This is a genomic window from Mesorhizobium waimense (genome assembly GCF_003601975.1).
GTDB classification, from domain to species: Bacteria; Pseudomonadota; Alphaproteobacteria; order Rhizobiales; family Rhizobiaceae; genus Mesorhizobium; species Mesorhizobium waimense.
Map to the genome: position 1 here is coordinate 131470 of NZ_QZWZ01000002.1, position 17462 is coordinate 148931.

Genomic DNA, 17462 nt, shown 5'->3' on the forward strand with positions numbered 1-17462 from the left:
ATTTGCGTAGCACGAAAACGTCGCGAAGACCAAGTGTTGGGAAGACCAAGCGTTAGCCGCACCGAAACAGGTTACAAGGGGAAGTCCTGGTCATGTCCAACCGGCTGAAAGTCACGCCGAACGATCTCAGCGCATTCTGGATGCCGTTCACGGCAAACCGCCAGTTCAAGCAGGCGCCACGCATGTTCGTGTCCGCCAAGGACATGCACTACACAACCAGCGACGGACGCAAGGTGCTCGACGGCACCGCCGGCCTCTGGTGCGTCAATGCCGGCCATTGCCGTCCGAAGATTACGGAGGCGATCCAGCACCAGGCGGCCGAGCTCGACTATGCGCCGGCCTTCCAGATGGGGCACCCGATCGTGTTCGAACTGGCGAACCGCCTGGTCGACATCGCGCCGAAGGGCATGGACCATGTCTTCTTCACCAATTCCGGTTCGGAATCGGTCGACACGGCGCTGAAGATGGCGATCGCCTATCACCGCGCCAAGGGCGAGGGCGCGCGCACCCGCCTGATCGGTCGCGAGCGCGGCTATCACGGCGTCAATTTCGGCGGCATCTCGGTCGGCGGCATCGTCTCCAACCGCAAGATGTTCGGCACGCTGCTCGGCGGTGTCGATCACATGCCGCACACGCACCTGCCGGAGAAGAACGCTTTCTCCAAGGGCGTGCCGGAGCACGGTGCGGAACTCGCCAACGAGCTGGAGCGCATCGTCGCGCTGCATGACGCCTCGACGATCGCCGCCGTCATCGTCGAGCCGGTTGCCGGTTCCACAGGCGTCATCCTGCCGCCCAAGGGCTATCTCCAGAAGCTGCGCGAGATCTGCACCAAGCACGGCATCCTGCTGATCTTCGATGAGGTCATCACCGGTTTCGGCCGCCTCGGCGCGCCGTTCGCCGCCGACTATTTCGGCGTGACGCCCGACATCATGACGACGGCCAAGGGCGTCTCCAACGGCGTCATCCCTATGGGCGCGGTGTTCGTGAAGAAGGAAATCCACGACGCCTTCATGACCGGCCCCGAGCACATGATCGAGTTCTTCCACGGCTACACCTATTCGGGCAACCCGATCGCCTGCGCGGCCGCACTCGGCACGCTCGACACCTACAAGGAAGAGGGCTTGCTCACCCGCGGCGAGGAACTGGCGCCCTATTGGGAAGACGCGCTGCATTCACTGAAGGGCGAGCCGAATGTCATCGATATCAGAAACATCGGCCTGATCGGCGCTATCGAACTGGCGCCGATCGCCGGCCAGCCGACCAAGCGGGCCTTCTCGGCCTTCGTCAAGGCGTTCGAGCGCGGCGCGCTGATCCGCACCACCGGCGACATCATCGCGCTGTCGCCGCCGCTGATCATCACCAAGGGCCAGATCAACGAATTGATCGACCATGTGCGTGATGTGCTGAGGTCGATAGATTGATAGCTTAGAACCACAGTCAGGGCGGCGTCGGGAACCGCCGCCCTCTATGGAATGAAATGAGAGGACTTTGAATGGCCGCCCCCGGCGAGAATCTGCGAGTGAATTCAGACCGTTTGTGGGATTCGATAATGGAGATGGCGAAGATTGGCCCCGGCATTGCCGGCGGCAACAACCGCCAGACCGTGACCGACGAGGACGGCGAGGGCCGGCATCTGTTCAAGCGCTGGTGCGAGGCCGCCGGGCTCGAAATGGGCCTCGACGAGATGGGCACCATGTTTGCCCGCCGCGAAGGCACCGACCCCAGCCTGCCGCCGGTCTATGTCGGCAGCCATCTCGACACGCAGCCGACCGGCGGCAAGTATGACGGCGTGCTCGGCGTGCTCGGCGGGCTCGAAGTCGTGCGCTCGCTCAACGATCTCGGCATCAAGACTAAACATCCAATCGTTGTCACCAACTGGACGAACGAGGAGGGCGCGCGCTTTGCGCCGGCGATGATGGCATCCGGCGTTTTCGCCGGTGTGCTCGACCAGGCCGAGGTCTACGAGCATGTCGACAAGGACGGCAAGAAATTCGGCGAGGAGCTCGAGCGCATCGGCTGGAAAGGCACCGAAAAGGTCGGAGAGCGCAAGATCCACGCCTTCTTCGAGCTGCATATCGAGCAAGGGCCGATCCTCGAGGACGAAGGCATCGACATCGGTGTCGTCACCCACGGCCAGGGGCTGAAATGGCTTCAGGTGACGCTGACCGGCAAGGAGGCGCATACCGGCTCGACGCCGATGCCGAAGCGCCGCAATGCTGGGCTCGGCATGGCCCGGGTGATCGAACTGGTGCACGAGGTCGCCATGGACTACCAGCCGGACGCCGTCGGCGCGGTCGGCCATATGCAGGTCTATCCGAACTCGCGCAACATCATTGCCGGACGCACCGTGTTCACCATCGACATCCGCTCGCCGCAAAAGGAAGTGCTGGATACGATGGATGCCCGCGTCCGCGAAGGCATCGACACGATCTGCGATGCGCTCGACATCAAATATCAAATCGAGCAGGTCGGCCATTTCGACCCGGTCACCTTCGACAAGGACTGCGTCAAGGCGATCCGCGATGCCGCCGACCGGCTCGGCTACTCGCATCGCAACATCGTCTCCGGCGCCGGGCATGATGCCTGTTGGATCAACCGCGTCGCGCCGACGGCAATGGTGATGTGCCCCTGCGTCGACGGGCTCAGCCACAACGAAGCCGAGGACATCTCCAAGGAATGGGCAGCGGCCGGCGCCGACGTGCTGTTCCACGCGGTGGTGGAGACAGCGGAGATCGTGGCTTGAAGCCTCGGCGCACCTTTGACGAGGACCGGACGCTCAACGTGCTGCTGGGCTGGAAGGCGGATCAGCCGCCTTATCCGACTTCTCTTGTCGAACGGGGCAGCATCGCCTTGGCAACGCCGCTGCGCAATCTGACCAATGAGCAGATACTTCTCCTGGTCAGCCAAGGGTTCGGACTGGAATATGTGGTTCCCAAAGCGATATCCATCCTCGCTGAAAATCCCTTGATAGGGGTGACGTTCTACGACGGCGATCTGCTTGAAAGTTGCCTGAAGGTTTCTGCGGAGTTCTGGATGGAACATCACGATCTGTGGATCGAGCTTGACGGGATTTTGCGGTCGCTGGATCAGACCATGTCAGACATCGGCAAGCATCGCGCGCATTTCGAGTCCGCTTGGGAGGCTTGGAGCAGACAGGACACGAGCACCATAAGTCGAAGAAAGCTTAGGCCTGCCAACGCGGGCATATAGGGGAACAACAAAAATGACCAAAGTCATCAGGAACGGCACTATCGTCACCGCCGACCGCACCTGGAAGGCCGACGTGCTGATGCAGCACGGCAAGATCGCCGCCATCGGCTCGAACCTTCACGGCGATCATGAGTTCGACGCCGCTGGCTGCTACGTCATGCCGGGCGGCGTCGATCCGCACACGCATCTCGAAATGCCGTTCATGGGCACCTATTCGGCTGACGATTTCGAATCCGGCACCCGCGCGGCCTTGTCGGGCGGCACGACGATGGTGGTCGATTTCTGCCTGCCGTCGCCGAAGCAGTCGCTGCTCGAAGCCTTGCAGATGTGGGACAACAAGACCTCGAAGGCGTCCTGCGATTATTCCTTCCACATGGCGATCACCTGGTGGGGCAAGCAGGTGTTCGACGAGATGGCCACCGTCGTCGACAAGGGCATCACCTCGTTCAAGCATTTCATGGCCTACAAGGGCGCGCTGATGGTCGATGACGACGAGATGTATGCGTCGTTCCAGCGCTGCGCCGATCTCGGCGCGCTGCCGCTGGTCCATGCCGAGAACGGCGACGTGGTCGCGGCGCTTTCGCAAAAGCTGCTCGCGGCCGGCAACAACGGCCCGGAGGGGCACGCCTATTCGCGTCCGCCGGAGGTGGAGGGCGAAGCGACCAACCGCGCCATCATGATCGCCGACATGGCCGGCGTGCCGCTCTATGTCGTGCATGTCTCCTGCGAACAGGCGCATGAGGCGATCCGCCGGGCGCGCCAGAAAGGCATGCGCGTGTTCGGCGAGCCGTTGATCCAGCATCTGACGCTGGATGAGAGCGAATATTTCAACAAGGATTGGGACCATGCGGCGCGCCGCGTGATGAGCCCGCCCTTCCGCAACAAGCTGCATCAGGATTCGCTGTGGGCCGGCCTGCAGGCCGGATCGCTGCAAGTGGTGGCGACCGACCATTGCGCCTTCACCACTAGCCAAAAGCGCAACGGCGTCGGCGATTTCACCAAGATCCCGAACGGCACCGGTGGGCTCGAGGATCGCATGCCGATGCTCTGGACCACAGGCGTCAACACCGGACGGCTGACGATGAACGAGTTCGTCGCGGTGACCTCGACCAATATCGCCAAGATCCTCAACATGTATCCAAAGAAGGGCGCCATCGTCGAAGGCGCGGATGCCGACATCGTCGTCTGGGACCCGAAGCGCAAGAAGAAGATCACCTCGAAGAAGCAGCAGTCGGTGATCGACTACAATGTCTTCGAAGGTTTCGAGGTGACCGGCCTGCCGCGCTTTGTCTTCTCGCGAGGCGAGTTGTCGATCGAGGAGTCGGACGTCAAGGCAAAGCCCGGCCATGGCGAGTTCGTCGCGCGCGAGCCGAACGCGGCAGTCAACCGGGCTCTGTCGACCTGGAAGGAAATTTCTGCGCCGCGCAAGGTGGAGCGCACCGGCATTCCGGCGACCGGAGTTTGAACTTGGCGAGTCCGGTGGCGCTCATTTCGTTACTCGTGGCGATCGTCATCTCTGGTCCGGCAACAGCGGCCGGCGTGCTGGCTGGCTCCTGGGGCAATGATGCCGGCTGTGCCGGCGTTAAGGCCGGTTATCAAGACGGCGACGACTATATCGTGCTGACCGCCGAAGGGATCGAAACCTATGGCAGCGGCTGCCGGTTCGCGCAGCAGTTGATCTCGGCGCCCGGCACGCAGTCGCTCAGCTCGACCTGTTCCGCCGAGGGCGAGGATGGGACGACTGTCGAAACCGTCAAGGTCACGAACAAGGGGGCGGACGGGTTCTTCGTGACCATTCCCGGCCTTGAAGAGCTGGGGCCGCTGCAGTCGTGTTCGTGATGTTGGGTTGGGGGTTGAGCATGCGCGGTTTTGGTCTGGCTCTTGGCACGGCTGTCGTTCTGGCCGCCGGGCAGGCTTCGGCCGCTGCGATCGACCTGTCGAAACCCTACGGCAACAAGTCCGGCTGCATCAACAAAAACGGCCAGGAGGTCTATGCCGAGGACATGTTGCTCCTGACCGACGAGGCATTCGTTACCGCAGCCAGCGCCTGCACCTTCACCGAAAAGCAGGTACGGGCCGACGGTTCGCTGGTGGTCAAATCCATGTGCGCGGCGGAGGGCGAGGAAGGTCAGTCGCCGATACAGTTCACCATCAAGCGCAGCCCCAAGAATGCCAAAAAGCTGGTGATCGCCGACGAGGACGGCACCGTCTACGGGGAAGTGTCCCGGTGCCGATGACGGCGAGATCCCTTACGACTTTGTCAGGCGACCAGCGCATCCAGTTCCGGCAGCAGGACGACGCTTTCCTGTTCGTTGGGATCGGTGCGGGCAATGACCGCCGAGGCCGGGCTGCTGCTCAGATTGGCCGGCAGGTGCGCGACACCGGCGGGGATGTAGAAGAGATCGCCGGCCTTGACCAGGATCTGCTGCTCGAGCCGGTCGCCATACCAGGTGTGGACCTCGCCGGAGAGCACGTAGATCGCCGTCTCGTGGCTTTCATGCATGTGCGCCTTGGCGCGGGCGCCGGGCGGCATGGAGAGAAGATGCATGCAGATGCCGGAAGAGCCGACGGTCTCGGCAGCGATGCCGGCGAAGTAGCTCAGTCCCTGCTTGCCTTCATAAGAGCTTTCAGGGCGGATAAGATGACAAGTGGGTTTAGGCGACATCGGGGAAACTCCGGGCGTCGATCTGATGGGACAGGACGAGTGGAAAACAACGCTAGGACAAAATCAACCGGATTCCAGCCAGCGCAGCAGCGATGCGGCGAGGCAGGTTGCAGCCTATGACAAGGAATTCGCCAGCCGTCGTTTCGGCAAGCAAACTCGGACTGACCTTCCAGACCAATGACGGGCCGGTGCAGGCGCTGTCAAATGTCGACCTGACCATCGGCAAGGGCGAATTCGTCTCCTTCATCGGGCCATCCGGTTGCGGCAAGACGACCTTGCTGCGTGTAATTGCCGATCTGGAGAAGCCGACCGCCGGAACCATCTCGGTCAACGGCATGACGCCAGAGCAGGCGCGCGAAAGCCGTGCTTATGGCTATGTCTTCCAGGCGGCGGCGCTGTTCCCGTGGCGCACGATCGAGCGCAATGTGGGGCTGCCGCTGGAGATCATCGGTCTCTCCAAGGCGGAGCAGGCCGAGCGCATCAAGCGTACTCTGGAATTGGTCAACCTGTCCGGCTTCGAGAAGAAATATCCCTGGCAGCTCTCCGGCGGCATGCAGCAGCGCGCCTCGATTGCACGCGCGCTCGCCTTCGATGCCGATCTGCTTTTGATGGACGAGCCGTTCGGTGCGCTGGACGAGATCGTGCGCGACCATCTCAACGAACAATTGCTGGAATTGTGGGAGCGGACCAACAAGACGATTTGTTTCGTCACCCACTCCATTCCCGAGGCGGTTTATCTCTCGACGCGCATCGTCGTCATGTCACCGCGCCCTGGCCGCGTCAGCGATATCATCGAATCGACACTGCCGAAGAAGCGGCCGCTCGATATCCGCGAGACGCCGGAATTCCTGGCGATCGCAGCCCGCGTGCGCGACGGCCTGAGGGCAGGGCACAGCTATGATGATTGAGGCGGTGCCAACCGCGCGGGGGCTGCTCAATGGATAGCTTTCGCGACAAGATCGTTCCAGTGACCTCGATCCTCTTGGGTGTGGTCGTCGTCTGGTACGTCATGGCAGTTATCCTCAACACGCCGTTCCAGCGCGATCTCGACCGCCGCGCCAACGAAGCGCCTGGCGCTGTGGAATTCCTTGGCAAGACGCTTTCGCAACCGAAGCCGACGCTGCCGGCGCCGCACCAGGTGGCGACGAATTTCTTCGAAAACACGTTCCTGCGCAGCGTCACTTCAAACCGCAGCCTGGTCTACAATGCCTGGGTGACGCTGTCGTCGACGCTGCTCGGCTTTGCCTTCGGCACCGCGCTCGGCATCGTGATTGCCGTCGGCATCGTGCATGTGGCAACGCTCGAGCGCAGCCTGATGCCGTGGATCATCGCATCGCAGACCATTCCGATCCTGGCGGTGGCGCCGATGATCATCGTCGTGCTGGCGGCGATCGGCATCACCGGGCTGATCCCCAAGGCGCTGATATCGACCTACCTGTCGTTCTTCCCCGTCGCTGTCGGCATGGTCAAGGGGCTGCGTTCGCCCGAGATCATGCATCTCGACCTCATGCATACCTACAATGCCAGCCGCTCGCAGACCTTCTGGAAGCTGCGCGTGCCGGCCTCGGTGCCGTTCCTGTTCACCTCGATGAAGGTAGCGGTGGCGGCGAGCCTGGTCGGCGCCATTGTCGGCGAATTGCCGACGGGCGCGGTCGCCGGCATCGGCGCCAAGCTGCTCGCCGGCGCCTATTACAGCCAGACCATCGACATCTGGTCGGCGCTGGTCGCCGGCTCGGTCGTGGCCGCACTCCTGGTCATGGTGGTCGGCATCGCCGGACGCCTCGTCGACCGCGCCATGGGCGGGAGGCCGGCATGAACTGGCTGAAACCCTCCTGGCAAGCGGTTCTGGCGGTCGCGCTGTGCCTGATCGCGGTCGCACTCGGCGCGATAACGAAGCCGGAAGCGGCGGCGATGGCGCAGCCCGAAGCGTCTTTGGACTATCCCTACCTTGTGACGAAGGGTCTGATGTTCGGCCTGCTTTTGATCGCAGCTTTAGTCTCGATGACCAAGCTGCCGGCCATCGTTGAAGCTCTGGTGCTGTTCGTCGGCGCGCATCTTACCGCCTGGCTGTTGATCACGGGCATAAACGGGTTCGAAGGCACGGCATTGGCACCGTATTTCCTCGTTCTCGCCACCGCCTGGCTGCTGGGCTGGCGCTGCGTTGCGGTGCTGTCTTCCCTGCGCCCTGTCGCGAATTGGGCGAAGACGGCACTTCGCCTGATCATCCCCGCCATCTTCGGCGCCTGGATCCTGATCCTCTGGGAAGCGATCACGCGTGGCGCCGGCATCCCCTTCATCCTGTTGCCGCCGCCAAGCGCCATCGGTGCACGCATCGCCGGTTCGCTGCCGGTGCTGGGTGCTGACGTGCGGCAGACCATCTTCAAGGCGGTGATCTTTGGCTATGTCGTGGGCAGCGGTGCCGGCTTCCTCGCCGCGATCGCGGCCGACCGCGTGCCGTTCCTGCGCCGCGGTCTGTTGCCGATCGGCAATATGGTCTCGGCGCTGCCGATCATCGGCGTCGCCCCTATCATGGTGATGTGGTTCGGCTTCGACTGGCAGTCCAAGGCGGCGGTGGTCATCATCATGACCTTCTTCCCGATGCTGGTGAACACGGTCGCCGGGCTTGCCGCCTCCGGTCATATGGAGCGCGACCTGATGCGCACCTATGCGTCGGGCTACTGGCAGACGCTGTTCAAGCTGCGGCTGCCGGCGGCCGCGCCCTTCATCTTCAATGCGCTGAAGATCAATTCGACGCTGGCGCTGATCGGCGCCATCGTCGCCGAGTTCTTCGGCACGCCTGTTGTCGGCATGGGATTTCGCATTTCGACCGAGGTCGGGCGGATGAACATCGACATGGTGTGGGCCGAAATCGCAGTTGCAGCACTTGCGGGTTCGGTCTTTTATGGCGTGGTCGCTCTTTTCGAGAGAGCCGTCACGTTTTGGCATCCCTCTGTCCGTGGTGGATAGGGGCGGTGGGTTTAAGGGCACTAACTTCAGAGGGTAAAAACATGAAAAGACTGATTATTCCTGTTCTGGCTGGCGCGATGTCGCTGGCCGCTTTCCAGGCGATGGCCGCCGACAAGGTGACGCTGCAGCTGAAATGGGTCACGCAGGCCCAGTTCGCCGGCTACTACGTCGCCAAGGCCAAGGGCTTCTATGAGGCCGAAGGCCTCGACGTCGACATCAAGCCGGGCGGCCCCGATATTGCGCCCGAGCAGGTTATCGCCGGCGGCGGCGCCGACGTCATCGTCGACTGGATGGGCGGCGCACTGGCCGCACGTGAGAAGGGCGTGCCGCTGGTCAACATCGCCCAGCCGTTCAAGAAGGCCGGCATGGAACTGGTCTGCCCGAAGGACGGCCCGATCAAGACCGAAGCCGACTTCAAGGGCCACACGCTCGGCGTCTGGTTCTTCGGCAACGAGTATCCGTTCTATGCCTGGATGAACAAGCTCGGCCTGAAGACCGAAGGCGGCCCGGATGGCGTCACCGTGCTCAAGCAGAGCTTTGACGTGCAGCCGCTGATCCAGAAGCAGGCGGATTGCATCTCGGTCATGACTTACAACGAGTACTGGCAGCTCATCGATGCCGGCTACAAGCCGGAAGAGCTGACCGTGTTCAACTACTCGGCCATGGGCAACGACCTGCTCGAGGACGGGCTATACGCCTCCGAGGACAAGCTCAAGGATCCGGCCTTCGAAGACAAGATGGTGCGTTTCGTGCGCGCCTCGATGAAGGGCTGGAAATACGCCGTCGACAATTCCGACGAGGCCGCCGGTATCGTCATGGACAATGGCGGCCAGGACGAAAACCACCAGAAGCGCATGATGGGCGAAGTCGCCAAGCTGATCGACAATGCCGACGGCAAGCTCGATCCGGCGACCTACGAGCGCACTGCCAAGGCGCTGCTCGACCAGAAGATCATCACCAAGGAGCCTAGCGGCGCCTACACGACCGCGATCACCGACAAGGCGATCAAATAGGTCCGGCTAAGCAACGATATTGCTTTTCAAAGCGGCGCCTCTGGCCAAGTGTCAGAGGCGCCGTTCCTTTATCGTGTTCATGACGAAGCTGGTCTCGATCGAGGCGACGCATTTCAGCCGCGCGATCTTTTCCTTGATGAAGCGCTCGTACTGGTCGAGGCTTCCTGTCACCACCTTCAGCACATAGTCGCGCGAACCGGTCACGAGGTGGCATTCCAGCACCTCTTCCCAGCCGCGGATTGCGTCCTCGAACATGACGATCTCGTCCTCGTTCTGACGGCTGAGCCGGACGGTGGCGATGGCAACCATGGTCCAGCCGAAAGCGGCCGGATCGACCAGTGTGGTGTAGCCTCTGATAATTCCGGCTTCCTCCAGCCGCCGCACGCGCCTCAGGCAGGGCGACGGCGACAGGCCGATCCGCTCGGCGAGTTCGTTGTTGGTGATGCGGGCGTCGGCTTGCAACTCACGCAGAATCTTGCGGTCGAAAGCGTTGGCTATCTTCTGCTGCACTTTTGGTCTCTCCAAGCAGTTCATTGCGCGAATGCAGCCATGCGAGCTCAAAAATAGCAAGGACTGCACGATCGGGATGGCATAAATTGCCGAGCGATACTTCTCGAAAAGCAGGAAAAGCCATGACCGCGCCACGCCCTTCGAAAACCCACATCGGCAACCACAAGCTCCACCCGGAGACGCTGATGCTGAGCTATGGCTTCGATCCGCAGCTTTCGGAAGGCGCCGTCAAGCCGCCGGTGTTCCTGACCTCGACCTTCGTGTTCAAGTCGGCGGAAGAGGGGCGCGACTTCTTCGATTACACCTCCGGCCGCAAGGAACCGCCGAGCGGCACGGCTTCCGGTCTGGTCTATTCGCGCTTCAACCATCCCAACAGCGAGATCGTAGAGGACAGGCTGGCGGTCTATGAGGGGACGGAGGCCTGCATCCTGTTCTCGTCCGGCATGTCGGCGATCGCGACGACATTGCTGGCCTATGCTCGTCCGGGCGACGTCATCCTGCATTCGCAGCCGCTCTATGGCGGCACCGAGACGCTTTTGACCCGCACGCTTGCCGGCTTCGGCATCGACGCCGTCGGCTTCGCGGACGGCGTCGACGAGGCGGCGGTGCGCGCGGCTGCCGTTGCAGCAGTAGGCAAAGGCCGCGTCTCGGTCATCCTGATCGAGACGCCGTCAAATCCGACCAACAGCCTGGTCGATATCGCCTTGATGCGGACGATCGCCGATGAGATCGGCGCGGGCCAAGGTCCGACGCCGATCATCGTCTGCGACAACACGCTGCTCGGCCCGGTGTTCCAGCGGCCGATCGAGCACGGCGCCGATGTTTCCGTCTATTCGCTGACCAAATATGTCGGCGGCCATTCCGACCTGATCGCGGGGGCCGCCATGGGCAGCAAGGCGGTCACCAAGCCGATCAAGGCGCTGCGCGGCGCGATCGGCACGCAGCTTGACCCGCATTCCTGTTGGATGCTTGGGCGGTCGCTGGAAACGCTGTCGATCCGCATGGAGCGGGCCAACGACAATGCGCGCCTGGTCGCCGAATTCCTTCGCGACCATGCCAAGGTCGAGAAGGTGCATTATCTGCCGTTCCTGGGCGAGGCTACGCCTGCGGGCCGTGTTTACCGGGTGCAATGCAGCGGTGCCGGCTCGACATTCTCCTTCGACATTCTCGGCGGCCAGAAGGCGGCCTTCGCTTTTCTGAACGGCCTGCAGATCTTCAAGCTGGCGGTAAGCCTCGGCGGAACGGAATCGCTGGCCAGCCACCCGGCGGCCATGACCCATTCGGGCATTCCCTTCGACGTGCGCCAGCGCATCGGCGTGCTGGAGACCACGGTCAGGCTGTCCATCGGTGTCGAGCACCCCGACGACCTGATTGCCGACCTGACGCAGGCGCTGGCGGCCGTCTGATTCTTGGCTTCACGGAAATCACAAAAGGGGCGGGTGACCGCCCCTTTTTCTTTGCCGCGGTAACATCTGCGTGTGCCGGGATACATCGCGTCGTTCAGCCGTTGCAGGTGAAGCATCCGCGCGCCGGGGAGCCGCGGCGGATGCGTCAGCCAAACGGAGATCCTTTATGCGCATCCAATCCTTGCCGGTGCTTTCGGCGTTCGCTGTCTCGACAGCTCTGCTGTTCGCATCGCCGGCCATGGCCGATATTGTGAAGTACACGGCGACGCTCGATGGCAGCCAGCAGAGCCCGCCGGTCACCACCAAGGGCAAGGGAACTGCCACATTCAGCTTCGACACCGCCAAGAAGAAGCTCAGTTGGAACGTCAAATATTCCGGCCTCAGCGGACCGGCGACGGCGGCCCACATTCATGGCCCGGCTGAGGCGGGTGAAAACGCGCCACCCGTAATCCCGTTCAAGAAGTTCAAGAGCCCGATCAAGGGATCGGCGACGCTGACCGACGCGCAGGCGGCTGACCTGGAAGCCGGGAAATACTACGTCAACGTCCATACGGCAGCCAACAAGGACGGCGAGATCCGCGGCCAGATCGAGAAGGCGATGTAGCCGGATTGGCGGAAGGGCGATGGCGCCCTTCTGCCTTAGCTCTTGTCGCGGATCTGCGTCATCGTGCGGGTCGGGGTGATCGCCTCGGGGTCGAGCCTGATCTCGACGATCGCCGGCTTGCCGCTGGCGCGGGCGCGCTCGAAGGCCGGGGCGAAATCGGCGGTCTTCTCGACCGTCTCGCCATGGCCGCCATAGGCGCGGGCCAACGCGGCGAAGTCCGGGTTCTTCAGATCGGTGGCGACGACCCGGCCCGGATATTCGCGTTCCTGGTGCATGCGGATGGTGCCGTAGATACCGTTGTTGACGACCACGACGACGATCGGAAGGTCGTTTTGCACGGCGGTGGCGAATTCCTGCCCGTTCATCAGGAAGCAGCCATCGCCGGCGAAGGCGACCACGGTGCGATCCGGATAAAGTTCCTTGGCGGCGACCGCCGCCGGCGTGCCGTAGCCCATCGAACCGGAGGTCGGTGCCGCCTGCGTGGCAAAGCGGCGGAAACGGTGGAAGCGATGCACCCAGGTGGCGTAGTTGCCGGCGCCATTGGTGAGGATGGCGTCGTCGGGCAGCATCTTTTCCAGATAGTTCATGATCGGCCCCATCTGGACGGAACCGGGACCGCTTTCCGGCGGCGTCGACCAGTCGAGATAGGCGGCGTGCAGCTTCGGCGCCTCGTCTGCCCAGGTTGGCGTCGCAGACGGCTTGCGTTTGGCGAAGGCTTCAACGAAGGCGGACGGCGAGGCGTTGATCGCCAGCGCCGGCCGGTAGACGCGGCCGAGTTCGCTGGCGTCGGCATGAACATGGACCAGCGTCTGATCGGGATAGGGGCTTTTGAGCAGCGTGTAGTCGGAGGAGGGCATTTCGCCCATGCGCCCGCCGATGAGCAGCAAGAGATCGGCCTGCTTGATCGCGGTGGCCAGCTTGGGGTTGATGCCGATACCGACGTCGCCGGCATAGTTCGGATGCAGGTGATCGAACAGCATCTGGCGGCGGAACGAGCAGCCGACCGGCAGCGACCAGGCTTCGGCGATCGCGCGCATCTGCGCCACTGAGTCAGCATCCCAGCGCGTGCCGCCGAGGATGACGAAGGGGCGCTTGGCCTTGGCCAGAAGCGTTTCCAGCGCGAAGAGTTCAGTATCGCCGGGGCGCGTTTCGACGGGGGTATGCGCGATGGCGGCGGGGGCTTCGACCAGGCTGGTCAGCATGTCCTCGGGCAGCGAGATGACGACCGGACCAGGACGGCCTGACGTTGCCACGGCAAAGGCGCGGGTGACGAATTCGGGGATGCGTGCGGCATCGTCGATCTCGACCACCCATTTGGCGATGTCGCCGAAGAAGCGCTTGTAATCCACCTCCTGGAAGGCCTCGCGCTCCTTGGCGTGGCTAGCGACTTGGCCGATGAACAGGATGATGGGAACAGAATCCTGCATGGCGATGTGGATGCCGGCAGACGCATTGGTGGCGCCGGGGCCGCGGGTGACGAAGCAGATGCCGGGCTTCCCGGTCAGCCGGCCATGGCAGTCGGCCATCATCGCGGCACCGCCTTCCTGGCGGCAGACGATGGTGCGGATCGCTGAGTCGTGCAGCGCGTCGAGCACCGCCAGATAGGATTCGCCCGGCACGCAATATATGCGGTCGGTGCCGTTAGCTTCCAGCGCGTCGACGATCAGTTGTCCGCCTGTCTTCATTGTCCCGACGTCTCCAGTTCGGCAAGGATCTCTTCGGTGTGCTCGCCAAGACGCGGCGAGGGGCGTTCATAGATGAGCGGCGTACCGGACATGACCATCGGCGCGCGCACCGAGGGCAGAAGATTGCCGTGGCCGTCGTCGAGGTCGAGGCGCATGCCGCGCGCGATGGTCTGCGGGTCGGCAAACATCTGGCCGATCGTGTTGATCGGGCTGGCCGGCACGCTCGCTGCTTCCAGCTTCGCCAGCAGCGGCTCGCGATCCCAGGTTTTCAGCGTCTCGATCATGCGCTCACGCAAATTCGCCCGGTTGGCGACACGGGCGGGGTTGGTGGCGAAATCGGGATTCGACGGCAAATCGTCGAGGCCGACGGCAGCGCAGAACTTGGCGAACTGGCCGTCATTGCCGACTGCCAGGATGATATGGCCATCCCTGACCGGCACCACCTCATAAGGCGCGATGTTCATATGCGCATTGCCCATATGCACCGGCGATTTGCCGGATACCAGATAGTTGAGGTTCTGGTTGCCGAGCGCCGAGATCTGGCTGTCAAAGAGCGCCATGTCGATGTGCTGGCCTTCGCCGGTTTTTTCGGCATGGCGAAGCGCTGCCTGGATGGCGATCACCGAATAAAGTCCGGTGAAGAGATCCGAGATAGCGACGCCGGCCTTCTGCGGCTCGCGGCCAACCTCGCCGGTGATCGACATCATGCCGGCCATGGCCTGGATGATGAAGTCGTAGCCGGCACGTGGCGCGTAAGGCCCGTCCTGGCCAAACCCTGTGATCGAGCAATAGACCAGGCGGGGATTGATCTTGCGCAGGCTGTCATAGTCGAGCCCGTATTTCCTGAGGCCGCCGAGCTTGAAATTCTCGATCATCACGTCCGCGGTCGCGACCAGCCGGCGCACCGTCTCGGCGCCTTCGAGCGTGGAGAAGTCGACGGCGATGGAGCGTTTGCCGCGATTGCAGGAATGATAATAGGCCGCTGACAGGTTCTCGCCGTCATGGCTCATGACGAAGGGCGGCCCCCATTTGCGGGTATCGTCGCCGCCATCGGGGCTCTCGACCTTGATGACGTCAGCGCCGAGATCGGCGAGCAGTTGCCCGGCCCACGGCCCGGCAAGGATGCGTGCTAGTTCGATTACGCGGATGCCTTTCAGGGGAGGCTCAGTCATGGATCACCAGAATTGGTCGGAACCGCAGCCTCTATCAACACGCGCCGCGACTGTCACGAGCCTTGCGCTGGGCCAAGCCTTCATAGCTTCAGGACGGTTTCGGCCCATGCGGCGAAGTCGTTCATGACGACGTCCCGATTCACCTCGTTCAGGCTTTCGTGGCGGGTCTCGGCGTAAACCTTTGAAACCAGATTCGAAAAGCCCATCGCGCGCATGCGTTTCGCGAGGTGACCGACCGCTTTGCCGTAGTCGGATGCAGGGTCTTTCTCGCCGCCGACCAGGTTTACAAAGAGGTCGCGGCGCACGCCGGCAAAGCTCGAGTCCTTGCCGCCGTGCTGCGCCATGTTGACCACGTCGCGCCACATCGACACCGAGGCGTCCCAGCCGCATAGCGGGTCGGCGATGTATTTCGCCACTTCGGCCTCGTCGCGCGACAGCCAGTCGAACAGTGTTTTGTGATTGGGTACGGCCTTGCCCCAGGCCTGGAAGGTCAGCCTCGGCAATAGGCGCGACGGCAGGTCGGAACCGAGCCGGAACCGTTCCCAAGCTAGGATGGCGAGCGCCAGCTGACCGAGCAGGCCTTGCGAGAAATTGCCGTTCCAGATCGCGGCGGCGTGGATGCGCGCTGAGTGCGCCAAGACAAAATTGAGCGCCACCGAGGCGCCCATCGAATGGCCGAAGACAATGACCGGCAGGCCGGGCTGTTCCGCGGCGATGAGGTCGTGGACGGCGTCGACATCGGCGATCACTTTGGCAACACCGTCGGCAGCGGCGAATCTGCCTAGCGGCGCGTCCGGCGCCCTGGTGGCGCCATGGCCGCGATGGTCGTGGACGTAGGTTTGGAAGCCGCGCTCGCTGAGGAAATCGGCGAAGCGGGCGTAGCGCGCCGCATGCTCGGCCAGCCCATGGTTGATCTGGATGACCGCACGCGGCTGGCCACCGGCGTGCTTCACATAAAGGTTGAGCTCCGCGCCGGTGGGCGATTTGACCACGCGCTGTTGGCTGAATGGCATTATCTCTTGGTCCCCCGCGCTGTATCGCGCTCACAAGAGTTTTGTTTGCGCCGACGCCGGTTTTGCGTCAATCCGGCACGGCGATTGCGAGTTGTGAATGTTTCTTGATCTTGTGGCGCCCTATCGCAATTCTGACACGGAGACAAAGGCAGTGTGTGGCGCAGTATCTTCTAGCCGGGGCAAGGGTATGCGGACAGGATTTGCTTTCGTTTTGGCCCTCTTGGTTGCCTCGCTGGCCGGTGTCGCGCATGCTGACGTGAAGATGAGCGGCGCCTTCGTGGCCGAGGCCGCCTGTCCGGCGACGCAGGCGATCAAGAGCGGCAAGAACCCCGGCAACGTCTCGACCGAGGCCGGACAAAGCTATCAGCTGCTTGCCGGCAACAAGGAGGCCCCTACGCACTATCTCATCCTGGTGCCGGGCGCCGATCCGGAACGCCGCTGGGTGAAGATCAGCTGCGGCCACGTCACCGGCGGCAGCGCTGGCACCACGCCCGCACCGGCCGATCAGCCCAAGCCGTCGCAGCCTGCCTCGGGAAAGCCGGAATATGTCTTCGCGCTAAGCTGGCAGCCGGCCTTCTGCGAAACCAAGTCCAACAAGACCGAATGCCAGGCGCAGGCCCCGGCCGGGTTCGAGGCGACGCATTTCACCTTGCATGGGTTGTGGCCGCAGCCGAACGGCAATTTCTATTGTCAGGCCGCGGCCAGCGACAAGGCCAATGACAACCCGGCCCATTGGCGGGACCTGCCGCCGGTCAACCTCGACCCGGACACGCGAGCGGAGCTCGATCAGGTGATGCCGGGCACCAAATCCGATCTCGAAAGACATGAATGGATCAAGCACGGCACCTGCTATGGCAAGAGCCAGCAGGAGTATTTTACCGATGCGCTGAACCTGATGCGAGCGGTGAATGCGTCGCCAGTGCGGGAGCTGTTCACCAAGAATACTGGCAAGCAGGTGACTTCGGACCAGATCCGCCGCGCTTTCGACAGCGCCTTCGGCGCTGGAGCAGGCGACAGGGTCCGGGTGTCTTGCCTGGTCGACCCGTCGAGCGGCAGGCGCCTGATTGGTGAACTGACGCTCGGCTTGGCCGGTCCGATCGGCCCAACCAGCTCGCTCGGCGAGCTGATGCAGGCTTCGGCACCGACGACCAAGGCGGGTTGTCCGAAGGGTACCGTCGACCCGATCGGTTTCCAGTAGGCGGGTTGAGCTGTCGTAC

Annotated in this window: 18 protein-coding genes; 13 read left to right on the top strand and 5 right to left on the bottom strand. The window is 62.9% G+C overall.

Annotated elements, in window-relative coordinates; all coding sequences use genetic code 11:
* Positions 1–92 precede the first annotated feature (92 nt).
* The 6 genes from aptA to D3227_RS03220 all read left to right on the top strand — a co-directional run bounded on the left by aptA (position 93) and on the right by D3227_RS03220 (position 5447).
* Positions 93–1421, top strand: coding sequence for an omega-aminotransferase AptA (aptA, locus tag D3227_RS03195; RefSeq protein ID WP_120012453.1), 1329 nt, complete (start codon positions 93–95; stop codon positions 1419–1421).
* 71 nt (positions 1422–1492) lie between these two features.
* Positions 1493–2743 (top strand): Zn-dependent hydrolase, encoded by a 1251-nt coding sequence (locus D3227_RS03200; RefSeq protein WP_120012455.1) that lies wholly within the window; start codon positions 1493–1495, stop codon positions 2741–2743.
* The gene (locus tag D3227_RS03205; protein ID WP_120012457.1) at positions 2740–3210 is read left to right on the top strand and encodes a contact-dependent growth inhibition system immunity protein; all 471 of its coding nucleotides are present in this window, start codon (positions 2740–2742) and stop codon (positions 3208–3210) included. The genes D3227_RS03200 and D3227_RS03205 overlap by 4 nt, the downstream gene beginning before the upstream one ends.
* 13 nt (positions 3211–3223) lie before the next feature.
* Positions 3224–4675, top strand: a complete 1452-nt coding sequence (gene hydA, locus D3227_RS03210; RefSeq protein ID WP_120012458.1) for a dihydropyrimidinase — start codon at positions 3224–3226, stop codon at positions 4673–4675.
* 14 nt (positions 4676–4689) lie between these two features.
* Positions 4690–5049 (top strand): hypothetical protein, encoded by a 360-nt coding sequence (locus D3227_RS03215; protein ID WP_245451631.1) that lies wholly within the window; start codon positions 4690–4692, stop codon positions 5047–5049.
* 20 nt (positions 5050–5069) lie between these two features.
* Complete coding sequence (locus tag D3227_RS03220) at positions 5070–5447, top strand: hypothetical protein (RefSeq protein ID WP_120012460.1); 378 nt, start codon at positions 5070–5072, stop codon at positions 5445–5447.
* A 23-nt stretch (positions 5448–5470) separates the two neighbouring features.
* Here the strand turns inward: D3227_RS03220 and D3227_RS03225 are convergent, their stop codons facing one another.
* Positions 5471–5875: a cupin domain-containing protein gene (locus tag D3227_RS03225; protein ID WP_120012462.1), complete on the bottom strand. Its 405-nt coding sequence runs from the start codon at positions 5873–5875 to the stop codon at positions 5471–5473.
* A gap of 116 nt (positions 5876–5991) precedes the next feature.
* On the opposite strand from D3227_RS03225, the gene D3227_RS03230 reads away from it, so the two are divergent.
* From D3227_RS03230 to D3227_RS03245, 4 genes are read left to right on the top strand one after another with little or no spacing between them, the layout of a single operon-like run.
* Positions 5992–6783 carry an ABC transporter ATP-binding protein gene (locus tag D3227_RS03230; protein ID WP_120012464.1) on the top strand — a complete coding sequence of 264 codons (792 nt, stop codon included), beginning with the start codon at positions 5992–5994 and terminating at the stop codon, positions 6781–6783.
* A 29-nt stretch (positions 6784–6812) separates the two neighbouring features.
* Positions 6813–7691, top strand: a complete 879-nt coding sequence (locus D3227_RS03235) for an ABC transporter permease (RefSeq protein ID WP_120012466.1) — start codon at positions 6813–6815, stop codon at positions 7689–7691.
* Positions 7688–8842 (top strand): ABC transporter permease, encoded by a 1155-nt coding sequence (locus D3227_RS03240; protein ID WP_120012468.1) that lies wholly within the window; start codon positions 7688–7690, stop codon positions 8840–8842. Before D3227_RS03235 ends, D3227_RS03240 begins: the two co-directional genes overlap by 4 nt.
* A 41-nt stretch (positions 8843–8883) precedes the next feature.
* A complete protein-coding gene (locus tag D3227_RS03245) occupies positions 8884–9855 on the top strand; it encodes an ABC transporter substrate-binding protein (RefSeq protein ID WP_120012470.1) in 972 nt (323 codons plus the stop codon).
* 51 nt (positions 9856–9906) lie between these two features.
* Here D3227_RS03245 and D3227_RS03250 read toward each other — a convergent pair whose 3' ends face one another.
* Entirely contained in the window at positions 9907–10365 is a 459-nt protein-coding gene (locus D3227_RS03250) for an Lrp/AsnC family transcriptional regulator (protein WP_120013031.1), read from the bottom strand.
* A gap of 122 nt (positions 10366–10487) precedes the next feature.
* Here D3227_RS03250 and D3227_RS03255 point away from each other — a divergent pair, with 122 nt between their 5' ends.
* Both D3227_RS03255 and D3227_RS03260 read left to right on the top strand, forming a co-directional pair.
* The gene (locus D3227_RS03255; RefSeq protein ID WP_120012472.1) at positions 10488–11771 is read left to right on the top strand and encodes a cystathionine gamma-synthase family protein; all 1284 of its coding nucleotides are present in this window, start codon (positions 10488–10490) and stop codon (positions 11769–11771) included.
* Positions 11772–11937: 166 nt separating this feature from the next.
* Positions 11938–12375 (top strand): CHRD domain-containing protein, encoded by a 438-nt coding sequence (locus tag D3227_RS03260; RefSeq protein WP_120012474.1) that lies wholly within the window; start codon positions 11938–11940, stop codon positions 12373–12375.
* 35 nt (positions 12376–12410) lie between these two features.
* Here D3227_RS03260 and D3227_RS03265 read toward each other — a convergent pair whose 3' ends face one another.
* From D3227_RS03265 to D3227_RS03275, 3 genes are all read right to left on the bottom strand, one after another.
* Positions 12411–14060, bottom strand: a complete 1650-nt coding sequence (locus tag D3227_RS03265) for a thiamine pyrophosphate-binding protein (protein ID WP_120012476.1) — start codon at positions 14058–14060, stop codon at positions 12411–12413.
* Entirely contained in the window at positions 14057–15232 is a 1176-nt protein-coding gene (locus D3227_RS03270) for a CaiB/BaiF CoA transferase family protein (RefSeq protein WP_120012478.1), read from the bottom strand. The genes D3227_RS03265 and D3227_RS03270 overlap by 4 nt, the downstream gene beginning before the upstream one ends.
* Positions 15233–15312: 80 nt before the next feature.
* Positions 15313–16245, bottom strand: a complete 933-nt coding sequence (locus tag D3227_RS03275; protein ID WP_120012480.1) for an alpha/beta fold hydrolase — start codon at positions 16243–16245, stop codon at positions 15313–15315.
* A 187-nt stretch (positions 16246–16432) separates the two neighbouring features.
* On the opposite strand from D3227_RS03275, the gene D3227_RS03280 reads away from it, so the two are divergent.
* Complete coding sequence (locus D3227_RS03280; RefSeq protein WP_120012482.1) at positions 16433–17443, top strand: ribonuclease T2 family protein; 1011 nt, start codon at positions 16433–16435, stop codon at positions 17441–17443.
* The last annotated feature ends 19 nt before the right edge of the window (positions 17444–17462 follow it).